The 21,770-nt window shown below is 49.4% G+C and carries 18 protein-coding genes; 17 read left to right on the top strand and 1 reads right to left on the bottom strand.

The genetic code is table 11. From position 1 onward, the window contains the following. The first annotated feature begins 536 nt into the window (after positions 1-536). Positions 537-2,612, top strand: a complete 2,076-nt coding sequence (locus AC06ND_RS01855) for a hypothetical protein (protein ID WP_475677294.1) — start codon at positions 537-539, stop codon at positions 2,610-2,612. 164 nt (positions 2,613-2,776) lie between these two features. Here the strand turns inward: AC06ND_RS01855 and AC06ND_RS01850 are convergent, their stop codons facing one another. After that, positions 2,777-3,973: an MFS transporter gene (locus tag AC06ND_RS01850; protein ID WP_475677293.1), complete on the bottom strand. Its 1,197-nt coding sequence runs from the start codon at positions 3,971-3,973 to the stop codon at positions 2,777-2,779. 8 nt (positions 3,974-3,981) lie between these two features. On the opposite strand from AC06ND_RS01850, the gene AC06ND_RS01845 reads away from it, so the two are divergent. The 16 genes from AC06ND_RS01845 to AC06ND_RS01770 all read left to right on the top strand — a co-directional run. Further along, positions 3,982-4,884 (top strand): lytic transglycosylase domain-containing protein, encoded by a 903-nt coding sequence (locus AC06ND_RS01845; RefSeq protein ID WP_475677292.1) that lies wholly within the window; start codon positions 3,982-3,984, stop codon positions 4,882-4,884. A gap of 75 nt (positions 4,885-4,959) precedes the next feature. Continuing rightward, positions 4,960-5,511, top strand: coding sequence for an outer membrane beta-barrel protein (locus AC06ND_RS01840; RefSeq protein WP_475677291.1), 552 nt, complete (start codon positions 4,960-4,962; stop codon positions 5,509-5,511). A 74-nt stretch (positions 5,512-5,585) separates the two neighbouring features. Next, positions 5,586-6,452 carry an EFR1 family ferrodoxin gene (locus tag AC06ND_RS01835; protein ID WP_475677290.1) on the top strand — a complete coding sequence of 289 codons (867 nt, stop codon included), beginning with the start codon at positions 5,586-5,588 and terminating at the stop codon, positions 6,450-6,452. A gap of 78 nt (positions 6,453-6,530) precedes the next feature. Next, positions 6,531-7,508: a prolyl oligopeptidase family serine peptidase gene (locus tag AC06ND_RS01830; RefSeq protein ID WP_475677289.1), complete on the top strand. Its 978-nt coding sequence runs from the start codon at positions 6,531-6,533 to the stop codon at positions 7,506-7,508. Between the two features lie 83 nt (positions 7,509-7,591). Then, positions 7,592-8,305, top strand: a complete 714-nt coding sequence (locus AC06ND_RS01825; protein WP_475677288.1) for an FKBP-type peptidyl-prolyl cis-trans isomerase — start codon at positions 7,592-7,594, stop codon at positions 8,303-8,305. Positions 8,306-8,743: 438 nt separating this feature from the next. Continuing rightward, positions 8,744-10,072, top strand: a complete 1,329-nt coding sequence (locus tag AC06ND_RS01820; RefSeq protein ID WP_475677287.1) for a nucleotide sugar dehydrogenase — start codon at positions 8,744-8,746, stop codon at positions 10,070-10,072. Positions 10,073-10,102: 30 nt separating this feature from the next. Continuing rightward, the gene (locus AC06ND_RS01815; protein ID WP_475677286.1) at positions 10,103-12,022 is read left to right on the top strand and encodes a polysaccharide biosynthesis protein; all 1,920 of its coding nucleotides are present in this window, start codon (positions 10,103-10,105) and stop codon (positions 12,020-12,022) included. Positions 12,023-12,034: 12 nt separating this feature from the next. After that, entirely contained in the window at positions 12,035-12,619 is a 585-nt protein-coding gene (gene rfbC / locus AC06ND_RS01810) for a dTDP-4-dehydrorhamnose 3,5-epimerase (protein ID WP_475677285.1), read from the top strand. A 4-nt stretch (positions 12,620-12,623) separates the two neighbouring features. After that, on the top strand, positions 12,624-13,508 hold the full coding sequence (gene rfbD / locus AC06ND_RS01805; protein ID WP_475677284.1) for a dTDP-4-dehydrorhamnose reductase: 885 nt from the start codon (positions 12,624-12,626) through the stop codon (positions 13,506-13,508). Between the two features lie 13 nt (positions 13,509-13,521). Further along, the gene (rfbA, locus tag AC06ND_RS01800; RefSeq protein ID WP_475677283.1) at positions 13,522-14,427 is read left to right on the top strand and encodes a glucose-1-phosphate thymidylyltransferase RfbA; all 906 of its coding nucleotides are present in this window, start codon (positions 13,522-13,524) and stop codon (positions 14,425-14,427) included. A gap of 4 nt (positions 14,428-14,431) precedes the next feature. Beyond that, on the top strand, positions 14,432-15,565 hold the full coding sequence (locus AC06ND_RS01795) for a dTDP-glucose 4,6-dehydratase (RefSeq protein WP_475677282.1): 1,134 nt from the start codon (positions 14,432-14,434) through the stop codon (positions 15,563-15,565). A gap of 10 nt (positions 15,566-15,575) precedes the next feature. Continuing rightward, complete coding sequence (locus AC06ND_RS01790; protein ID WP_475677281.1) at positions 15,576-17,003, top strand: undecaprenyl-phosphate glucose phosphotransferase; 1,428 nt, start codon at positions 15,576-15,578, stop codon at positions 17,001-17,003. Positions 17,004-17,009: 6 nt separating this feature from the next. After that, positions 17,010-18,485: a lipopolysaccharide biosynthesis protein gene (locus AC06ND_RS01785; RefSeq protein WP_475677280.1), complete on the top strand. Its 1,476-nt coding sequence runs from the start codon at positions 17,010-17,012 to the stop codon at positions 18,483-18,485. Beyond that, complete coding sequence (locus AC06ND_RS01780) at positions 18,475-19,680, top strand: DegT/DnrJ/EryC1/StrS family aminotransferase (protein ID WP_475677279.1); 1,206 nt, start codon at positions 18,475-18,477, stop codon at positions 19,678-19,680. Before AC06ND_RS01785 ends, AC06ND_RS01780 begins: the two co-directional genes overlap by 11 nt. Positions 19,681-19,682: 2 nt before the next feature. Then, complete coding sequence (locus AC06ND_RS01775; protein ID WP_475677278.1) at positions 19,683-20,966, top strand: ATP-grasp domain-containing protein; 1,284 nt, start codon at positions 19,683-19,685, stop codon at positions 20,964-20,966. 139 nt (positions 20,967-21,105) lie between these two features. Then, positions 21,106-21,770: IS4 family transposase (locus AC06ND_RS01770; RefSeq protein ID WP_475677277.1), on the top strand; the 665-nt coding region annotated here is incomplete at its 3' end.

Raw genomic sequence — 21,770 nt, 5'->3', positions numbered from 1 at the left:
GGTAATATTTGATAGAAATTGCTCCTGATGGGTGTTAATAACTCAATTTTCTAATTTTCTCATTATTAAATTGTAAAACTAAATAGTTTTGTAGTTTAACAAAATTGTTTGATTCGTAATCTAAGTTTTGACCCCTCCTGACGGGCAGAATTACTATCAAATATTACTATATGATTTTGGCTTTATTTTGATATGGATTGATCTGTATAAAGGCTTCCCAGAAATCAATCATTAAATTTGCTAAAAACTCATTTAATCTATATAGATAGTTGAATAAAAATATTATAACATATTTATAAATAGATATCTAAAGCATACTTTAATGCTTTCCACGAGAATCACTTATTTCTGCGAGAAAATGCAGCCAGGCGTATATTTTTGGATAATCTGTGTGTCGATAGCTGTATCAGTTGTCTAGATTATCTGCCTAAATACTTGATACATCTGCTATTAGAAGAATGAACAATTTAATGTCTGATTCATTTTGTCTAAAAGACATATTTAGTAAATTTGCCCTGGATTGATTACGAGCATATATGAAAAGATTCAGAATAATTCCGATCGTGTTGGCCGTAGCGGCTTTCGTCGTGTCAGCATGTTCTCAGAGCGGCAAGATCACTGACGCCAAATCTAATATGGCAACCAATGTCAGCAACATCACCGAGGCGACTGTCTCGAAGACCGTGCAGGAGATCAGCAAGAGCTATCCGAATGCGGATGCAAGCCTGATTGAGAGGGGAGTCTCACAGGCGGCTGCGCTCTGGAGGGAAAGTGATGGAACAGAGACTGAATTCTCGGAATATATGAAGGAGAACTTCAAGGGTACGCCAGCGGAAAAGGAGCAGCTCCTGAACAGCCTCTCGCGTGCGCTCGAAGTCTTCAGCTGGACAGCGAACCAGACCTCGATCGAGCTCGGTCGCCCTACCACCCTCGTCGGCATCGAACCTACCGAGGTCGACTATATTCTCAGCGGCTACAGCCCGATGGCCCATTTCTCGGACGACATGTTCGCGAACAAGCTCGCCTTCATGTCGATACTCAACTTCCCTAACTTCTCTCTCGCAGAGAAGGACGAACTCGGAAAGAACTGGAGCAGGCTCGAATGGGCTTACGCACGAATGGGTGACAACTTCACCCAAAGGGTGCCGGCAGAAGTCAACGCACTCTCTTCCGAGGCCTATGCCGATGCGGAGAACTACATTGCAGACTACAACATCATGATGGGCCACCTCCTCACCGAGGACGGACGCAAGCTCTTCCCGGAGGATATGTGCCTACTCTCGCACTGGAACCTTCGCGACGAAATCAAGTCCAACTATGCGGACGTGCCGAACGCCAGCGAGAAGCAGGAGATGATCTATAAGGTGATGGAGAGAATCGTCAGCCAGCAGATCCCGGCGGCGGTGGTGAACAACCCTGAGTACGACTGGGCGCCGGAGAGCAACAAGACCTACAAGGACGGCAAGGAAGTGGACCTTCCGGCAGAGGGAGCAGCGCGCTACCAGCACATCATCGACCAGTTCAAGACCATGCTCACCGTGGACCAATACTGCCCGACCATGCCGAACGCCATCCGCAGGCACTTCGAGGGCGAACTCGAGATGTCAGACAAGGAACTCGAGCAGATGTTCATCCGCCTCATCTCTTCCGACGAAATCAAGGCCGTAGCAAGCATCATCAAGGAGCGCCTCGGACGCGAACTCAGGCCATATGACATCTGGTACGACGGATTCAAGAGCCGCTCGACAATGCCGGAGGACAAGCTCACCGCCCAGACCCGCAAGCTCTATCCGAATGCCGACGCATTCCAGAAGGACATGCCTCGCCAGCTCATGAACATTGGATTCGACCCGAAGAACTCCCAGTACATTGCCGACAGGATAGTCGTCGAGCCGGCCCGCGGATCAGGACATGCTTGGAACTGCACCGGCCGTTGGGAGCCCGCACGACTTCGTACCCGCATCGGAAGTGATGGTATGGATTACAAGGGCTATAACATTGCTGTCCATGAATTTGGCCACAACGTAGAGATGGTCCTTGACCTCTATAAGATCGACCACTACATGCTCTATGGCGTGCCTGCAACCGGCTTCACCGAGGCCATGGCATTCATCTTCCAGGCACGCGACCTCCAGCTCCTCGGCTACGGCAAGCAGGAGCTCGACGCGAACAGCACCCTTGACATCTTCTGGGGAATGTATGAGATCATGGGCGTGAGCCTTGTGGACATGTACACATGGAGATGGCTCTACGAGCACAAGGACGCGACCGCGGAGGAGCTTCGCGATGCGGTGCTCGAGATTGCGAAGGACGTGTGGAACAAATACTATGAGCCGGTGGTGGGCGAGCATGACGCCATCCTTCTCGGAGTCTATTCGCACATGGTCAATGCACCGATGTACCTCCCAAGCTACCCGATCGGCCACCTGATTCACTATCAACTTGAGGAGCACCTTGCTAACTGCAAGAACAGCAAGGAGTTCGCCACCGAGCTTGAGCGCATCTACGTCCAGGGACGACTCACTCCGAAGGCATGGATGCAGGGTGCGGTCGGCAGCGAGGTGAGCGTCGATCCGGTCCTCAATGCCGTGCGTGGGATCGTGGAGCGCTGATGCTGCGAAATTGCTCGCGAACGTAACCTGCTGAGTATCAGCGCTTTGCTGTGCGGACGGCTCCCTCGGGCGGGGGAGCCGTCCGTATGGGATATGGCTGAGCGTCAGGCAGTTACGATCGAGAGGGAGAGGCGCTGGGAGGTTGGGAGGAGCGAGGTGAGGCTCTAAGGACGAGGGGAGGGGTGAGAAGGGACTTTGATAGTAGCGGCGTAGAGGCTGTTCAGCAGGCCGAGGAAAGCAGAAACCATGAAGAGGGTCTCGATACCGAGCGCCTTCCATATCCATCCGCCCATCAGAGCGATGAGGACGGTGATGAGATGGTTCACCGAAATGCCGGTGCTGATGGTCGCGCGCATCTCCTCCTTGCTGTCCGAAATGTCCTGCACATAGACGTTCGAAGCCATCGAAGCGAGCGAAATCACCGAATCCAGCACGTAATTCACGCAACAAACGACGAACGCGACGTGCATAGGGAAGATGTGGTGCGCGAAACCGTAGAAGAAGCAGACGATGATGAGGATCAGGGTGTCGGCAATCATCACAGGCTTGTAGCCAACGCGATCGATGATCTTACCCACGAGAGGCGCGAAAATGAAACCGGCAATCGCAGAAACCGCGAAGAGCAGGCTGATCACAGCCGTATCCGCGCCATAGAAAAGAATCAGCACATAGGGACCGAAGGTGAAGAACACCTGCTTGCGGGCGCCATAGAACACCTCGAGCATGTAGTACTTCGTGAACTTCTTGCGGAAATAGAATCTGCTCTTCGACTTGTCCGTCTCGCTGCTGCCCTTCAGAAGCAGTCCGCACACCATCGCAAGGAACATGAAGACGGCCGACACCATGAACACCGGTTTGAAGAGGCTCACGCCCGAAATCAGCATGAACGCAACGATAACGGCAACGTAACCCGCGAGATTGCCGATCTGGTAGATGGAATTCTGGAAGCCGAGCGCACGACCGCCATGGCCCTCGTTCGAATACTCCAGCGAAAGCGTGTTCCTCATACCGAGCTGGATGTGCTCGCCGGTCGAGTACAGGAAGATGGCAGCAATCACCAGCATGCGGGTAGGGGACACGAGCGCCTGCATCGTCATTCCGATGAACATGATCACCACTCCCATCTTGTACATCTTCTCCGCCGAGAAGCGATAGAAGAGCGCCAGGATGCCGATCAGCGCGAGCCCCGGAAGCACGCGGAAAAATTCCGTGATACCGCGGTCCATCTCGCCCATCCCGACCACTTCGGCAAGATAATTGTCCATTATGCCCTTGTACAGGCCGAATCCTATGGCAGAGAGGAGTATCGAGAGGAAGAGAGCCTTGTAGCCCGAATTCTCCTTGAAGATTTTCTTTTTCATGGCCGCAAATGTACAAAAAGTCCGTAAATTTGCATATTATGAGAAACAACAAGTTCGCAATAGCGCTCGCGACGGTGATGCTCGCAATTTCGACCATCGCAGGCGCCCAGATCAAGGGCCAGAGCTCGATGCCGGTGCCTATGCACTACACCTTCGCAGGACAGAGCGTAGACTTCACCCGAACCGACATGTACGAAAGGATGGACCGAGAGATCATCGCATTCACCTACATGCACTCCACCTCGATCCTGATGCTCAAGCGAGCAGGAATCTATTTCCCCATCGTCGAACCCATACTCAAGGAGAACGGACTTCCGGACGACCTTAAATATATAATGGTAATCGAGAGCAACCTCAGCCCGAGCGCGCGCTCCTCAGCCGGAGCAGCAGGACTCTGGCAGCTCATGTCCGCAACCGCAAAGGAACTCGGACTCGAAGTGAACGCGAACGTCGATGAGAGGTACCATGTCGAGAAAGCGACCAGGGCAGCATGCAAATACCTCAAGACCGCATACGCGAAATATGGGGACTGGCTCACCGTTGCAGCATCCTACAATGCCGGACAGGCGGGTATCAGCCGCAGGCTCGAGGCTCAGCACCAGAAACGCGCGACCGACCTCTGGCTCGTGGAGGAGACATCGAGGTACATGTTCCGAGTGATGGCAGCGAAGATGATGTTTGAGAACCCTCTCGCCTTCGGATTCGATGTGCCTGCGAACCAGAGATACAAGAGGAATCCGCCGAGAGAGGTCGTAACCGTCACCAACGAGATCCCTAACCTCATCGACTTTGCAGACAAGCACGGTGTACGCTACTACGAGCTCAAGCAGGAGAACCTCTGGCTTCGCGAGGACAAGCTCAACAACTCCTCCCACAAGAAGTATGAGATCATAATACCTGACTACGAATAGATTATATTTTGATATATTGTATTAAATAATTACTTTTGCCCCTCTTTTTAAAGAATTTAAGATTTTTATTAGAATATGAAAAAGTTTGTTGTGCTTGCTGCACTCATGATTGCAGCGTTTACCTCTGCTTCAGCACAGGTTGAGCAGGGTTGGAAAGTCAAGGTTTTCGGTGGTTACGAGTTCAACGCAATGAAGGGTGGCGTTAAGGATAACGCAGCAGCTCTCGACGTTGTTGCAGGTTACCAGATCAATGACTATGTATTCGTAGGTCTCCAGGCTTCTACTGAGGCTTCAGTACACAGCCAGCTCAAGGGTGGTTCCAATCCACTCATCTTCTTCCCACTTTCAGTGAACTTCGGTCTCACCATCCCTACCAACAGCATCGTGACTCCGCTCATCGACATCAACGCAGGTTGCTCACTCTTTACCGTACAGGGCCGCAACACCCAGGATGCTATGCCACGCAACGCAGTAGTTTCAGTCCTCCCAGGTCTTGCAATCCGCCTCGGCGATCACTTCTCTATCCTCGGTAACGTCGGTTACAAGGGCTTCTTCAAGATGAACGACATCGCTACCGGTAGCCACGGAGCATACGCTCGCCTCGGTCTCATGATCGACTTCGAGTAATCTAGTAGACAATTCGGGCACAATAGCCCAAATCGTTTTATAAGAATCATGGAATAAATGACTACATTTGTTCCATGATTTTTTATTATTCCGGCTGCGGAAACAGCCGATACATAGCAGAGAAGATAGCAGCATCCACTGGAGACAAGCTCATCTTCATCCCCGAAGCCGCCCGAGAAGGCCAGTACGAATACCAGCTCGCGGAAGGGGAGTCACTCGGATTCGTGTGGCCAGTCTACTGTTGGGCACCTCCGAAACTCGTGTCCGAATTCGTCAGAAAACTCATCGTCAAGGTAGGCGGCAAGCCTGCAGGAGAACTTCCCGAAGGCTCTCTCTACACATGGCTCGTCTGCACCTGTGGCGACAATGTAGGATATACCGAACGCGAATTCCGCAAGGACCTCGCAAAGGTCGGACTCGGACTCGATGCCGCATTCTCAGTGATCATGCCAGAGACCTACGTCAACATGGCCGGAATGAAGCTCGACACACCGGAAGGAGCAGTCAAGAAAGTAAGGGCAGCAAACATACGACTCCCGCAGATAATCCACGAACTCAAGAGGCATCAGAAGGTATCCGAAATGATAGTCGGAGACAAGCCCTTCTTTAAGACCTATATCACCAAACCGTACTTCTATCGCGCCCTCGTCACCGACAAGAAATGGGTCCTCGGACCAGAGTGTGTAGGTTGCGGAACCTGTGCATCCGTATGCCCTTTGGGCAACATCACGATGCTCGAACTCATAGGTGCCGACAAGATGGAAGAGGGTGACGGAATACGAGACGGAGCACCTCGTGAGCCAAAGATGCGACCACACTGGAACGGTAATTGTACGACCTGCGAAGCATGCTATCATGCCTGCCCGAAGAATGCAATCAACTTCGGAAAAGCAACCCTCGGGAAAGGGCAGTACCGATTCCCGACAGAAGCGATGGAGTAGGGCGGGGAAGCATATATTTTTATAGAAAGATATAAATCAATAATTATTAAACCACAGAAAACCAAGCACTTAAACTATATGAAACGAATTCTTGTATCAGCACTTACGCTCTTCCTCGCAGCTGCAATCTATGCTCAGCCGCAGCAGGGAGGACAAGCACCTCAGAACCGTCCTCAGCGCCAGAGACCAACCCCTGAGCAGCTGAAGGAAATGGCAGAGAAATACTTCGAGACCGTACCGAAACCGGACCTCACATACAAGCTCTGGGCAGAGACCGGACCTAACGGTTCGACCCTCATCGTACCACCGACTTCGAACGGCCTCACCGGACCTGAGATCTCCTACGGCACCCATGTCTCGAACGTCACCGAACCAGAGCTCTACATCTTCCTCCCGGAGAAGTGCAACGGCAAGGCAATACTCATGTGTGCGGGTGGCGGATACTCGGACGTATGGTACGGGACCGAAGGCTTCGTGAACGCACGCTGGTACACCGACCAGGGCTATGTGTACGCATGCCTAAAATACCGTCTTCCTAACGGTCACAAGGAAGTACCTCTCGACGACGTGCAGGAAGCGATGAGGATACTTCGAACCAGGGCAGGCGAGTTCGGATTCGAGAAGCTCGGAATCGCAGGTTGCTCAGCTGGCGGTCACCTCGCAGGACTGGCAAGCACCCACTGGACGAACGAGATCAACCGTCCGGACTTCACCATCCTCTTCTATCCTGTCGTGACCCTCGACCCAAGCTTCACCCACGGAGGCTCAGGACGCAATCTCCTCGGCCCGAACGCAAGCAAGGAAGACATCGATGCATTCAGCAACGAAAAAGCCGTGAACGAACAGACCCCACCAGCCTTTATCATGGGTAACTCCGACGACAATGTCGTGCCGGTTAGGAACAGCATCGAGTACTACAACGCCCTCCATGCCCATGGCGTTTCTGCAACCCTCCATATCTATCCAGTCGGAGGACACGGATGGTGCGACAACAAGGAGTTCGTCTTCCGCGAGCAGTGGATGTCAGACCTCGCACAGTGGCTGAAGATGCAGTAGTCTTGACGGCACGAGGCTGCCTTAAATAACTTTCAGAAAAGTTTAAAGAATAAGATTAGATAAGAATATATATAAAAGCGAAAATGAAAAGATTAGCAATACTCGTATCGGGACTCTTTCTCCTCTTCGGAGCTAGCGCAAATGCACAGGTAAAGGTACCCGAATTCACCCCTGGACAGGTGGACTCCCTGAGCTACCTCCTCGGCTTCAACTTCGGCTATTTCATCAAGGCCAACAAGTTCCCTGACGTCGTGGACTTCGACAGGATGCAGAAGGCGATGAAGGACGTGCTCAGCACTAGCGTCGACCCTAGCGACCCAAGCTATGAGGATCAGTTCGAGATTGCGCCAAGCTACATGAACGAAGTCTTCGACAATGCGATCAGCAAGCAGATGGAAATCGTCGTCTCAGGCAACAAGGCAGCAGCAGCTGAATTCCTCGCGAAGAACAAGAAGGAAAAGGGAGTAGTCGAGACCGAGTCCGGACTCCAGTACAGGATAATCGAGAAGGGTAATGATGTCAAGCCAAGCGACATCAGCAACGTGATGGTGGCGTACACCGGCAAGACTCTCGCAGGCAAGGTATTCGACAGCACAGATACACCGATAAGTCTCAATCTCGGTCGCGTTATCGAAGGTTGGAAGGAAGGACTCCAGCTCATCGGAGAAGGCGGTAAGATGACACTCTGGATTCCGTCAGAGCTTGCATACGGTGACCGCGGAGCAGGTTCCGACATCGGTCCGGGCGAGATGATCATCTTCGACATCGAGCTTGCGGCAGTAGGATTTGACGACTAATCTACAAGCTCGGCTCAGAAGACCTAGCAACAAAGATTTTTTACCGAGGGCGAAAAATCATCAAAGACTCGGAAAAAACATAAAAACGACCGTAGTTCCTAAAAACGCACTGGAGCTACGGTTTTTTCTTTAAAAACAGCAATTTTTACCCCCCCCCATTTATAAATTCAAGCAATAATACTTTGTATTATCGCAAAATGTCGGTATTTTTGTCAAGTATGTCTAAGAGCTGTTGATTTGGGTCAGGCGGCAGCCTAGTTCTTCAGAGGAAAGAAGACGAATAGACTTTTGTAGTGGCTTCGGATACGAGAGCGCAAAGTATGCTCCGCCCGAGGACATTTTTCGTCTACTCCGCGGGTGCGTACGCTACGCACATGACCCACCGCACATAGGCGAAAGGCTCAGTCATTATCCTGACCCGACCTTAAGACCCTCCGAATGAAAATTGCAGTAGCAGGAACAGGCTATGTAGGCCTAAGCATCGCGACTCTTCTCTCGCAACACCACCATGTCGTTGCGGTGGATGTCGTACCAGAGAAAGTCGAGAAGATCAACAAGCGCATCAGCCCCATCCAGGACGAATACATCGAGAAATACTTCGCCGAGAGGCAGCTCGATCTCGTAGCCACGCTCGACGGAGAAGCAGCCTATAGGGATGCTGATTTCGTCGTAATTGCAGCCCCTACCAACTATGACCCGGTCAAGAACTACTTCGACACGACCCACGTCGAGGAAGTCATCGACCTCGTCCTCAAGGTCAACCCAGATGCAGTGATGGTCATCAAGTCCACCATTCCTGTGGGCTACACCCGAAGCCTCTACGTCAAGTACTACCGCAAGTTCATGGCAGAAGGCAAGGACTGCACCTCGAAGTTCCGCCTCCTCTTCTCTCCTGAATTCCTCCGCGAGAGCAAAGCCCTCTACGACAACCTCTACCCGAGCCGAATCATCGTAGGCTACCCGAAGATGATCACCGGTGAGAACGCCAACGACGAAGAGAACGTCGCAATCAGAGCTATAGCAGGCAACCACCTCGAGGAATCTGCCCGCACCTTTGCCGCCCTTCTCCAGGAAGGCGCAATCAAGGAAGACATCCCGACCCTCTTCATGGGGATGAAAGAAGCAGAAGCCGTCAAGCTCTTCGCCAACACCTACCTTGCCCTTCGCGTCAGCTACTTCAACGAGCTCGACACCTATGCCGAAGTCAAGGGACTCGACTCCAAGGCCATCATCGACGGCATCGGCCTCGACCCACGAATCGGCACCCACTACAACAACCCATCCTTCGGCTACGGCGGATACTGTCTCCCTAAGGACACCAAGCAGCTCCTCGCCAACTACGAGCACGTTCCTCAGCAGATGATGACAGCGATCGTCGAATCCAACCGCACCCGCAAGGACTTCATCGCAGACCAGGTACTCAACAAAGCCGGCTACTACAACTACAGCTCCCAGAACGGATACGACCAGACCCACGAGAAGGAAGTCACCATCGGAGTCTACCGCCTCACGATGAAATCCAACTCCGACAACTTCCGTCAGAGCAGCATTCAGGGCGTGATGAAGCGCATCAAAGCGAAGGGAGCCAGCGTGATCATCTACGAGCCTACCCTCGAGAACGGCGCCACCTTCTTCGGCAGCAAGGTCGTCAACGACCTCGAGGAGTTCAAGAAGCTTAGTGCCGCAATAATTGCAAACCGCTACGACTCCTGCCTCGACGATGTGCAGGCCAAAGTCTACACCCGAGACCTTTTCAGAAGAGACTAGCCTCCGACACCCGCAAACTAATTGACGACCATGAGAAACCTGTTGAAAAAATTAACTTCCTGGTACTTCTCCAAGAACGCATTGCCATACTGGTGCGTACTTGCGCTTGACAGCATAATCATCGTATTCTCCGGATTCGTTGCCTACTACATCTTCATGGGAGGAGACACTTTCGCCCACGACTTCTGGCGTCTGCTCCTCAGCCTGCTTGGCGCACTTCTCCTCTACATGATTCCTTTCAGGTGCCTCTCCACCTACTCGGGAATCGTCCGCTACTCATCCTTCACCGACCTCGGCAGGGTAGCACTTGCCGTCTTCATCGGCAGTCTTCTCGTCAGGATAGGTGGCTACTTCAACGAAGCGTTCAACTGGTCCCCACTAATCTCCTTCGGGTGGAAACTCGTCGGAGTGATGATGGTCATCTCGACCGTCCTGATGTGGCTCGTGAGGATAATCATCAAGATGCTCTACGACCTCCTCAAGAGGAAAGAAGATGCAACCCCAGTCATGATCTACGGAGTCCAGAGCGGAGGAGTCGGACTCGCACGAAGCATCAGAGACTCCAATCCCGCAACATATGTCGTCCGCGGATTCATCGACCCTAACCCTGAACTCACATCCCATAAGATCATGGGAGAGAAGGTATACTCCGACAACGACGACCTGATCGGATACGTCAAGATGCTCAAGATCAAGGCGATCGTCGTATCCCCGCTCCAGGCAGAACGCTTCCGTGAGAGAGAAGAACTCATCAACCAGCTCCTCGACGCAGGAGTCAAGATCCTGATGATTCCGCAGCTCGAAGAATGGGACGGCAATACCGAACTTCAGTCGACCAGCCTCAAGGAAGTCGACGTCGAAGACCTCCTTCCTAGGAACCAGATCAAGGTCGACCTCGACACCATCGCCACCCACCTCCGAGGCAAGAAGATACTCATCACCGGAGCCGCCGGATCGATCGGAAGCGAAATGGTACGACAGGTCGCCAAATTCCATCCAGCCGAGATGGTCCTCATCGACCAGGCCGAAACCCCGATGCACGACATCCGACTCCTGATGAGCAGGAACCACCCCGAGATCAGTTGCGAAACCATCGTCACCAGCATCGCGAAGCAAGACCGAATGGAAGCCATCTTCAAGGCTCACACCCCAGACTTCGTCTTCCATGCCGCAGCCTACAAGCACGTCCCGATGATGGAAGACAACCCGGCTGAAGCCGTCCAGAACAACATCTACGGCACCCGCGTCATCGCAGACCTTGCCGTCAAATACGGAACCAAGAAATTCGTGATGATCTCGACCGACAAGGCAGTCAACCCGACCAACGTGATGGGCTGCTCGAAGCGAATCTGCGAAATCTACTGCCAGTCCCTCAATCAGGCAATCGTCTCCGGCAAGATCGAAGGCATCACCCAATTCGTCACCACACGCTTCGGAAACGTCCTCGGCAGCAACGGCTCCGTGATACCGATCTTCAAGGAACAGATCGCGACGGGAGGCCCTATCACCGTCACCCATCCGGAAATCATCCGCTACTTCATGCTGATCCCAGAAGCTTGCAAACTCGTCCTCGAAGCCGGGACCAAGGGCAAGGGCGGAGAAATCTACGTCTTCGACATGGGCAAGCCGGTCAAGATCGTAGACCTCGCAAAGAGGATGATCAAGCTCTCCGGAGCCAAGAACATCGAGATCAAGTTCACCGGGCTTCGAGACGGAGAGAAACTCTACGAAGAAGTCCTCGCCGACGCTGAGCAGACCAAGCCGACCGCCCACCCGAAGATCATGGTTGCAGCAGTGCGAGAATACGACTACGAAACTGCCAAGACCAACGAAGAGCGACTCCTCGAAGCCAGCTACAGCTACGACGACATGGCAATCGTCAAGATAATGAAAGAAATCGTACCCGAATTCAAGAGCAAAGTCTCCAAGTACGAAATCCTCGACAAATAACGAACCCAAGATATGGAAGTAATCAAGACAGCAATCGAAGGAGTCTACATCATTGAGCCACGAGTCTTCAAGGACGCCAGAGGCTACTTCTTCGAAAGCTTCTCCCAGAGAGAATTCGAAGAGAAGATAGGCCCGATCAACTTCGTCCAGGACAACGAGTCGATGTCAAGCTACGGAGTGATGCGCGGGCTCCATTTCCAGGCACCTCCCTTCACCCAAAGCAAGCTCGTGAGATGCGTCAAGGGAAGAGTCCTCGACGTTGCGGTAGACATACGCAAGGGCAGCCCCACCTACGGACAGCACATTGCCGTGGAACTCAGCGAAGACAACCATAGACAGTTTTTCGTGCCTCGCGGCTTTGCCCACGGATTCTCTGTGCTCAGCGAGACAGCAGTCTTCCAGTACAAGTGCGACAACTTCTACGCACCCCAGGCTGACGGAGGAATCAGCATCCTTGACGACAGCCTCGGGATTGACTGGCAGATTCCTACCGAAGAAGCCATCCTCTCCGAGAAGGACACCAAGCACGCCCTCCTCATGGACTTCGACAGTCCGTTCGACATCAACGTAGACCTTTACCCTGAATTCAGAAAATAGACCCATGAACATACTTGTCACAGGAGCCAACGGCCAGCTCGGAAACGAGATGAGAATCATCAGCAAGGGCTCAGCAGATAGATACATATTCACCGATGTCAATCAGGTGGAGGGACTCGAGACGACGTACCTCGACATCACTGACCTTGAAGCAATACGTCAGATGGTTGCAGACAACAAGGTTGATGCAATTGTCAATTGCGCCGCATGGACCAACGTCGACGGAGCAGAAGATCCGGAGAAATATGCGCTCGTCGAGAAGCTCAATGCAACCGCACCTGAGAACCTTGCAAAGGCGATGAAGGAAGTCGGGGGGTGGCTCGTGCAGATATCTACCGACTACGTTTTCGGCAAGGAACCTTACAACACTCCATGCAAGGAAGACCAGAAGGGAACTCCGACAGGAGTGTACGGTGCAACAAAACTCCTCGGAGAGGAGAAGATCATCGCTACCGGTTGCAAGCACATCATCATCCGTACTGCATGGCTCTACTCCGAGTTCGGAAAGAACTTCTGCAAAACCATGCTCAACCTCACAGCGACCAAGCCGCAGCTCAAGGTCGTCTTCGATCAGGCCGGAACGCCAACCTACGCATGGGACCTTGCCACTGCCATCGTTGCAGCACTGAAGTCACCTGTAGAAGGCATCTACCACTACAGTAACGAAGGAGTATGCAGCTGGTATGACTTCACGAAGATGATAGCTGAATACTCTGGTCAGACAGAGTGTGACATCCAGCCTTGCCACAGCAACGAGTTCCCGAGCCCGGTGACCCGTCCGAGCTACTCAGTACTTGACAAGACCAAGATAAAGACCACTTTCGGCATCCAGATTCCGTACTGGACAGAGAGCCTGAAGAAATGCATTACCAACCTCAAGAATAACTAAAAAACCACATATCATGAAAGGAATCGTACTCGCCGGAGGATCCGGCACAAGGCTTTATCCGATCACCAAAGCCATCAGCAAGCAGCTCATGCCAATCTACGACAAGCCGATGGTATACTATCCGATCAGCGTGCTCATGCTCGCAGGAATACGTGATATCCTGATCATCTCGACCCCATTCGACCTCCCGGGTTTCAAGCGCCTTCTCGGAGACGGAAGCGACTACGGAGTACATTTCGAATATGCCGAGCAGCCATCTCCAGACGGACTCGCACAGGCCTTCACAATCGGAGCAGACTTCATCGGAAACGACTCTGCCTGCCTCGTACTCGGCGACAATATCTTCCAGGGAGCGGGCTTCACCAAGATGCTCAAAGAAGCCGTCCGTACAGCCGAGGAAGACAAGAAGGCAACCGTATTCGGCTACTGGGTAAGCGACCCAGAACGATACGGAGTCGCAGAATTCGACAAGGAAGGCAACTGCCTCTCTATCGAAGAGAAGCCAGAAGACCCTAAGAGCAACTATGCTGTCGTCGGTCTCTACTTTTACCCTAACAAGGTCGTAGAAGTCGCAAAGAACATCAAGCCATCAGCCCGCGGAGAATACGAGATCACCACAGTCAACCAGCGTTTCCTCGAGGACGGAGAGCTCAAGGTCCAGACCCTCGGCAGGGGATTCGCGTGGCTCGATACAGGAACCCACGACAGTCTCTCTGAGGCATCAACCTACGTGGAAGTGCTCGAGAAGCGTCAGGGACTCAAGATAGCATGCCTCGAGGGTATCGCATATCGCCAGGGATGGATCAGCGAGGAGAAGATGCGCGAGCTCGCGAAGCCGATGATCAAGAACCAGTACGGCCAGTACCTCCTCAAGGTCATCAACGAAGTGAAGGAAACAGGAAAAGCAAATCTCGATTAAGACAATGAAGAATATAGTAATCACCGGAGGAGCCGGTTTCATCGGAAGTCACGTAGTACGACTCTTCGTCAACAAATACCCCGAGTACAAGATCATCAATCTTGACAAACTCACCTATGCCGGCAACCTCGCCAACCTCAAGGACATCGAGGACAAGCCTAACTACAAGTTCGTCAGGATGGATATCTGCGACTTCGACGCATTCTACAAACTCATGCAAGACGAGCAGATAGACGGAATCATCCACCTCGCAGCAGAGTCTCATGTTGACCGCTCGATCAAGGACCCATTCACCTTCGCCAAGACCAACGTGATGGGAACCCTCAGCCTCCTCCAGGCAGCAAAGCTCTACTGGGAATCCCTCCCAGAGAAGTACGAGGGCAAACGCTTCTACCACATCTCTACCGATGAGGTCTATGGCGCACTCGAGATGACCAACCCAGAGGGAATCGAGCCTCCTTTCACCACCAACGCAAGCTCAGGCGAACACCATCTCGCATACGGCAAAGACTTCTTCTACGAGACCACCAAGTACAACCCACACTCTCCATACTCAGCATCTAAGGCCAGCTCAGACCACTTCGTACGCGCATTCCATGACACATACGGAATGCCTACCATCGTGACCAACTGTTCGAACAACTACGGCCCTTACCAGTTCCCGGAGAAGTTGATCCCGCTCTTCATCAACAACATACGCCACCGCAAACCGCTCCCAGTCTACGGAAAGGGCGAGAACGTACGCGACTGGCTCTATGTAGTTGATCATGCAAGAGCTATCGACACCATCTTCCACAACGGAACCATCGCAGAGACCTACAACATCGGAGGCTTCAACGAGTGGAAGAACATCGACATCATCAAGACAGTCATTGCGACCGTCGACCGCCTTCTCGGCCGTCCAGAGGGTGCCGACCTCGACCTCATCACCTACGTCACCGACCGCCTCGGACATGACGCACGATACGCTATCGACTCCACCAAGCTCCAGAAAGAACTCGGATGGGAACCATCCCTCCAGTTCGAGGAAGGTATCGAGAAGACTGTGAAGTGGTATCTCGAGAACGAGGAGTGGATGGACAACATCACCTCGGGAGAGTACGAGAAGTATTACGAGGACATGTATAAGGGTAGGTAACTATCGGACAATGACACGACAAGAATCTAAAGACAGGCTCTATTTCAAAGTTCCGACTTTTGTCGGAGACTTTGTGATACACTGTCTAAGTTATTATGCAGCATTCTCGATCTGTAAGACGCTTTACCACGGCAACGAATTCTTGGCGATCAACAACTGGGGTGCAATAGCAGTGCTGATCCTGATTGCATACGGTTCTACAATCTCGATTACCAAGTTGAAGCTGGCCGGGAGACAGATTCCAATATCTAGAGTAGCAGTTCGAGCTGTACTTCAGGTAGCGCTATTTATCCTGCTTTTCTTCCTACTCTTCGTCGTAATCTACAAGGTCGCCCCACGATCGCTGATGACTATCGAATGGGCAATAGCAACAGTATCGATCACGTCCTGGCATCTTTGCATAACTTATGTGACTCGAGCACTCAGAAGGAAGGGAAGAAATACTAGCTCGATGATTTTCGTCGGAGCCGACAGGAACAACATGCATATCATGCATCACGTTCTGAGAGAAAAAGACTACTCGGGCTACAGAGTCATAGGAGCTTTCTCATCAGACTTCCCGGAAAATATTCCATCGGGCATAAAGCATCTTGGTGGAGCAACAGACGCAATCCGATACCTTGAGGAGCACCCAAGCTGCACTGACGAGCTCTACTGCTCACTCTCGCCAAAGGATCCAAGCGAGAAGAAAGTTGTAGACCGACTCGTATACCTTTGCGAACAGCAGCTTATCACCTTCTATTACGTGCCAAACATGGACGGATACGTAAAGAGGCGTCTTACTTACGACGAATTCGGTGGCAGAAGCATCCTCAAGCTCCACGATGAGCCTCTCGCTCTCGTGCAGAATCAGATCATCAAGAGGGCATTCGATCTCGTCGTCTCAGGACTTTTCCTCATTACTGTATTCCCACTACTCTTAGTCACCGTTGGTCTCGGAGTCAAGCTCTCGTCACCTGGACCTATCTTCTTTAAGCAGAAAAGGACGGGATACAACGGAAAATCCTTCGATTGCTACAAGTTCCGTTCGATGCGAGTATCAGCCGATGCCGACACCAAGCAGGCCACTGCTGACGACCCTCGCAAGACCAAGTTCGGAGACTTCATCCGCAGGACAAGTCTCGATGAATTCCCTCAGTTCATCAACGTATTCCTCGGAGACATGTCTCTAGTCGGTCCTCGTCCCCATATGGAATACCATACAGAGAAATACTCGGAACTCATCTCCGACTATATGGTCCGTCACCTTGTCCGCCCAGGAATCACCGGTTGGGCCCAGGTAAGCGGCTGTAGGGGAGAGACCAAGACGGTCGAAGAGATGGCAGACAGAGTCGAGCATGACATCTGGTACCTCGAGCACTGGAGCATGATGCTCGATATTGAGATTCTATTCAAGACGGTAAAACAGATACTTGGAGGAGATAAACAGGCATATTAAATCAGAATGGCTGACGATTTAAAATCTAAGACAATAAAAGGTGCGGGATGGAGTGCTGCTGATGCCTTTTTAGGCCAGGGAGTGTCATTCATTGTTGGCTTGGCGTTAGCTCGTCTACTCTCACCTGAAGAGTACGGCCTGATAGGTATTGTGATGATTTTCGTTACAATCTTGGGAGGAGTCGTAGACAGTGGTTTTTCTACAGCAGTCATAAGAAAACAAGATGCTAACAACGATGACTATAATACTATGTTTTATACAAACATGGTATTCAGCATTGTACTATACTGCCTTCTTTCAATCTCGTCACCTCTTATCGCAAGATTCTTTGGCAGAGATGAATTGCTTTCGCTCATCCCTGTTATGGGATTGATCCTGATAATTAACGCATTATCACTCACGCAATACACTATCCTCACAAAGAGGATTGATTTCAAGACTAAAACCAAAGCTTCTCTGATTTCTTCTGTCACGAGCGGAATTGTCGGAATAATTTGTGCTTATTGGGGATTGGGTGTATGGTCACTTGTTATACAAAAAATACTACAACAGTCTTTATATACTTTATTCCTATGGATTTTTAACAGATGGTGGCCTTCTCTATGCTTTAAACGAGAGAGTTTCAAGTATATGTGGGGGTTTGGCTGGAAAATGCTTGTATCGGGACTCCTAAACAATATTTGGAACCAACTATATCAAGTTGTTGTTGGAAAATACTACAACCCCTCTACTTTGGGGCAGTATACAAGAGCAAGAGAATATGCCAGGATTTTCTCCGAGAACCTGACTAATATTGTACAAAGGGTAAGCTATCCTGCTCTCGCTGGTATTCAAGATGACAAGGAACGGATGGTTTCTGCCTATAGGAAAGTGATTAAGATGACAATGTTTGTAACTGCAATATGCATGTTGGGAATTGCAGCTGTGTCAGAACCCTTAATAATATGTTTGATTGGGGATAAATGGCTAGAAGCTTCAAGGTATTTACCACTGATATGTATCTCAATGTCATTATATCCTTTGCATGCTATTAACCTAAACATGCTTCAAGTACAGGGAAGAAGCGATATCTTCCTTTATCTTGAGATTATTAAAAAAATCATTTCAATCGGTCCTATTTGTCTGGGAATATTTGTTAGTATAAAAGCTATGCTCTGCGGTACAATCATTACTGGCATTATCACGTATTTTTTAAATTCCTACTATACCGGTAAAGATTTAAATTATAACTCGTGGGCTCAATTAAATGATATCAAATCATCATACGCCATAGCGTTAGTTGTTGCGTTGGGAGTGTATTTTATTAAATTCCTTCCGTTATCACACTATGTTATACTACCTCTTCAGTTGATAATCGGAGGAATGATTCTGTTGGTTGTATGTGAATTGTTTAAGCCAGCAGAGTACATCGAAATTAAAACTATAATTGTTAAGTTATTTAAGAACAATATAAGGGAATTTAATACTTATAATGGAAAATAAACTTATAACAGTAACTAGCCCGTTACTTCCTAATCTCGATGAATATCATGAGATGCTTAAGCAGATCTGGGATTCCAAATGGATCACTAACAATGGATCCTTCCACAAGCAGTTAGAAGCAGCACTTAAGGATTACCTTGGTGTGCCTCAGGTCAGTCTTTTCACCAACGGTACTCTGCCACTCCTCACTGCACTTCAGGCAATGCGTATCACAGGAGAAGTTATTACAACTCCTTACAGCTTTGTCGCTACCACACATTCCATCTGGTGGGCTGGTTGCAAACCTGTATTTGTAGATATAGATCCAGCAACAGGTAATCTCGATCCGAATAAGATAGAGGCGGCCATTACTCCTAAGACAACCGCCATCATGCCTGTACATTGCTATGGAAAGCCTTGTGATGTACGCAGAATAAAGGAGATAGCAGACACTTACGGTCTCAAGGTCATCTATGATGCAGCTCACGCATTTGCTCTTGAGATTCCAAAGAATGAAGCTGACTACAAGCGTGCATTTGATGAAGCACGTAATGCTCTTGAGCCTTGTGCACCTGTTAAGCGTGAGGATCAGAAAGTCGAGACCGAATCAATCCTCAATTGGGGTGACATGAGCACTCTTTCATTCCATGCCACCAAGGTCTATAATACCATCGAAGGTGGAGCTATGATCATGCCTAACGAAGATGTGAAGAAGCGTATTGACTTCCTTAAGAACTTTGGATTTGCTAACGAGACTACTGTTGTGGGACCTGGTATCAACTCCAAGGTAGATGAGATGCGTGCGGCATACGGACTTCTCAACCTCCGTCTGGTAGATGCAGCAATTGCTGCACGTCAGCAGGTAGCCATTAAGTACCGTGAGGTTCTTAGTGATGTTGAGGGCGTAACCTTCTTCGAAGATATGCCAGGAGTTAAACATAACTACAGTTATTTCCCTGTCTTCATCGATGCCAAGGAATTCGGTATGACTCGTGATGATCTCTACTTCAAGATGAAAGAGGCCAATGTTCTTGGCAGACGTTATTTCTATCCACTCATTTCTGTGTTCTCTACTTATCGTGGACTTGAATCTGCGGATCCAAAGAATCTGCCTAATGCACACAAGATGGCTGATAGCGTAATCTGTCTGCCGATGCATCATGAGCTCTCAGAAAACGATATTGAACGTACACTTTCATTCTTCAAAAAGAGATAGACATGCCACAGAAAAAGAACATATTAGTATTTCCTTGTGGGTCTGAAATTGCATTAGATATTCATAGCTCAGTTAAATATTCAACTTACTTCAATTTAATCGGAGCAAATTCGGTTGACGACCACGGGAAATATGTATATGAGGATTACATAGACGGAATTCCTTATGTAAATGATAAAGATTTCATTCCTACACTTGCAAAAATTGTCAAGGATAGAAATATTGATGCAATATATCCTGCTATGGATACAGTTATCACCATGACAAAGATGCACGAGGATGAACTTGGTTGCAAAGTTATTGCACCAACAGCAGAAACTACTGAGATTTGTCTTTCCAAAAAATTAACTTACGAAAAACTTGAAGGCATTGTAAACATTCCGAAAGTCTATAATCCTACAAGTATTGACTCTGCTGAATTCCCAGTATTTGCAAAACCGATTGTAGGTTATAGTGCTAAGGGTACAAAGAAATTAAACACGCAGGAAGAAGTAAATGCTTATCTAAAAGGCAAGGACAACATGCTCATTGTTGAATACTTGCCAGGTGAGGAATTCACAGTAGATTGTTTTACCGACAAAGATGGAAAACTGCTTTATAGTGGTGCACGCAAACGTAATCGAGTAAGTAATGGTATTAGTGTAAACACTTATTTTGCCGAAGACCAAAGAGAGTTTGAAGAACTGGCGAAGAAGATTAATTCTGCTATCAGATTCCGAGGAGCTTGGTTCTATCAAGTAAAACGTAACAAAGATGGTCGACTGACTCTCCTTGAGATAGCTGCTCGTTTGGGAGGTTCGTCCCTTCTGTCACGTGCCGTTGGTGTTAACTTTGCTTTGCTGACACTTTTTGATGCTTTTGATTACAAGGTTGGGGTATTTAAGAATGATTACAATGTAGTTCTTGATAGAGCATTGGAAAGTAAATACAAGACAGATATTAAGTTTGAATCCGTTTACTGTGATTACGATGATTGTCTGATTCTTGACAAAACAACAATAAATGTAGAGTTGGTCAAATTCCTGTATAAATGTATAAATGAGAAGAAAAAAATCTATCTACTCAGTAAACATGAACATACGGATTTACATGAAGAATTAAAACAGTTCCGTTTAGATCATTTATTTGATGAGGTTATTCATATTGAACCTACTGCAAATAAAGCAGACTTTATACATTCATCAAATGCTATCTTCATTGATGATTCAAATGCAGAAAGATTAAATATCAAAACCAAACTCAATATTCCGGTTTTTGCACCAGAAATGATTGATGTACTAAACTAATACGATTCATTAGTGTCCGGAGAAAAAATCTCCGATGGGGTTTAACTTTATTTGTTTCAGTTAGTTACAGGGCTAAAATTATTTTTCGATTAGAACTCGTAAGTTTGCGATAAGGCAATGACGCCTGTTTTCGCAAGCCATGAATCAAGGAAAAACAATCTTCGCGCAGATTATGTCTCTCTTCACCGAATATGAATTCAGCAAGTGTGTCAATCGCTACAAAGGCGACCGGCATGCGATCAAGTTCAATTGCAGGGACCAGTTCCTTGTGATGAGCTTCGCTCAGTTCACTGATAGAAGCGGCTTGAGAGATATTGAGACCACGCTTCGCCTTTGCTCTCAAGACCTGTATCGGTCTGGTTTGAAGGTAATGCCTAAATCCACCCTTGCAGAAGCTAACGAGAAGCGCGATTGGCGTATATATCAGGACTTTGGCTATGTTCTGATAAAGAAAGCGAAGGACCTTTATGCTGGCGAGAAGTTGAGAATAGACCTTGACGAGATGGTTTGCGCCTTCGATAGCAGCACCATTGAGCTGTGCCTTTCTCTCTGTCCTTGGGCTACTCTTCATCATGGCAAGGGTGGGTTTAAGATGCATACTCTGATGGATCTGAACGGTTACATTCCTACATTCATCCGCCTTACAGAGGCCACGGTTCACGATTCCAAGATACTTGAGGAGGTTCCTGTGGAGCCGAACGCTTATTATCTCATGGATAAGGGCTATGTCAAGTTTGATACGCTCTACACACATTTCCATCAGGCGCATGCGTGGTTCGTCACTAGGGCCAAGGACAACATGAA

It is taken from the genome of Candidatus Cryptobacteroides sp., assembly GCF_056207615.1.
The sequence above is the reverse complement of the archived record's forward strand: the minus strand, read 5'-3'. Positions and strand labels throughout refer to the sequence as shown.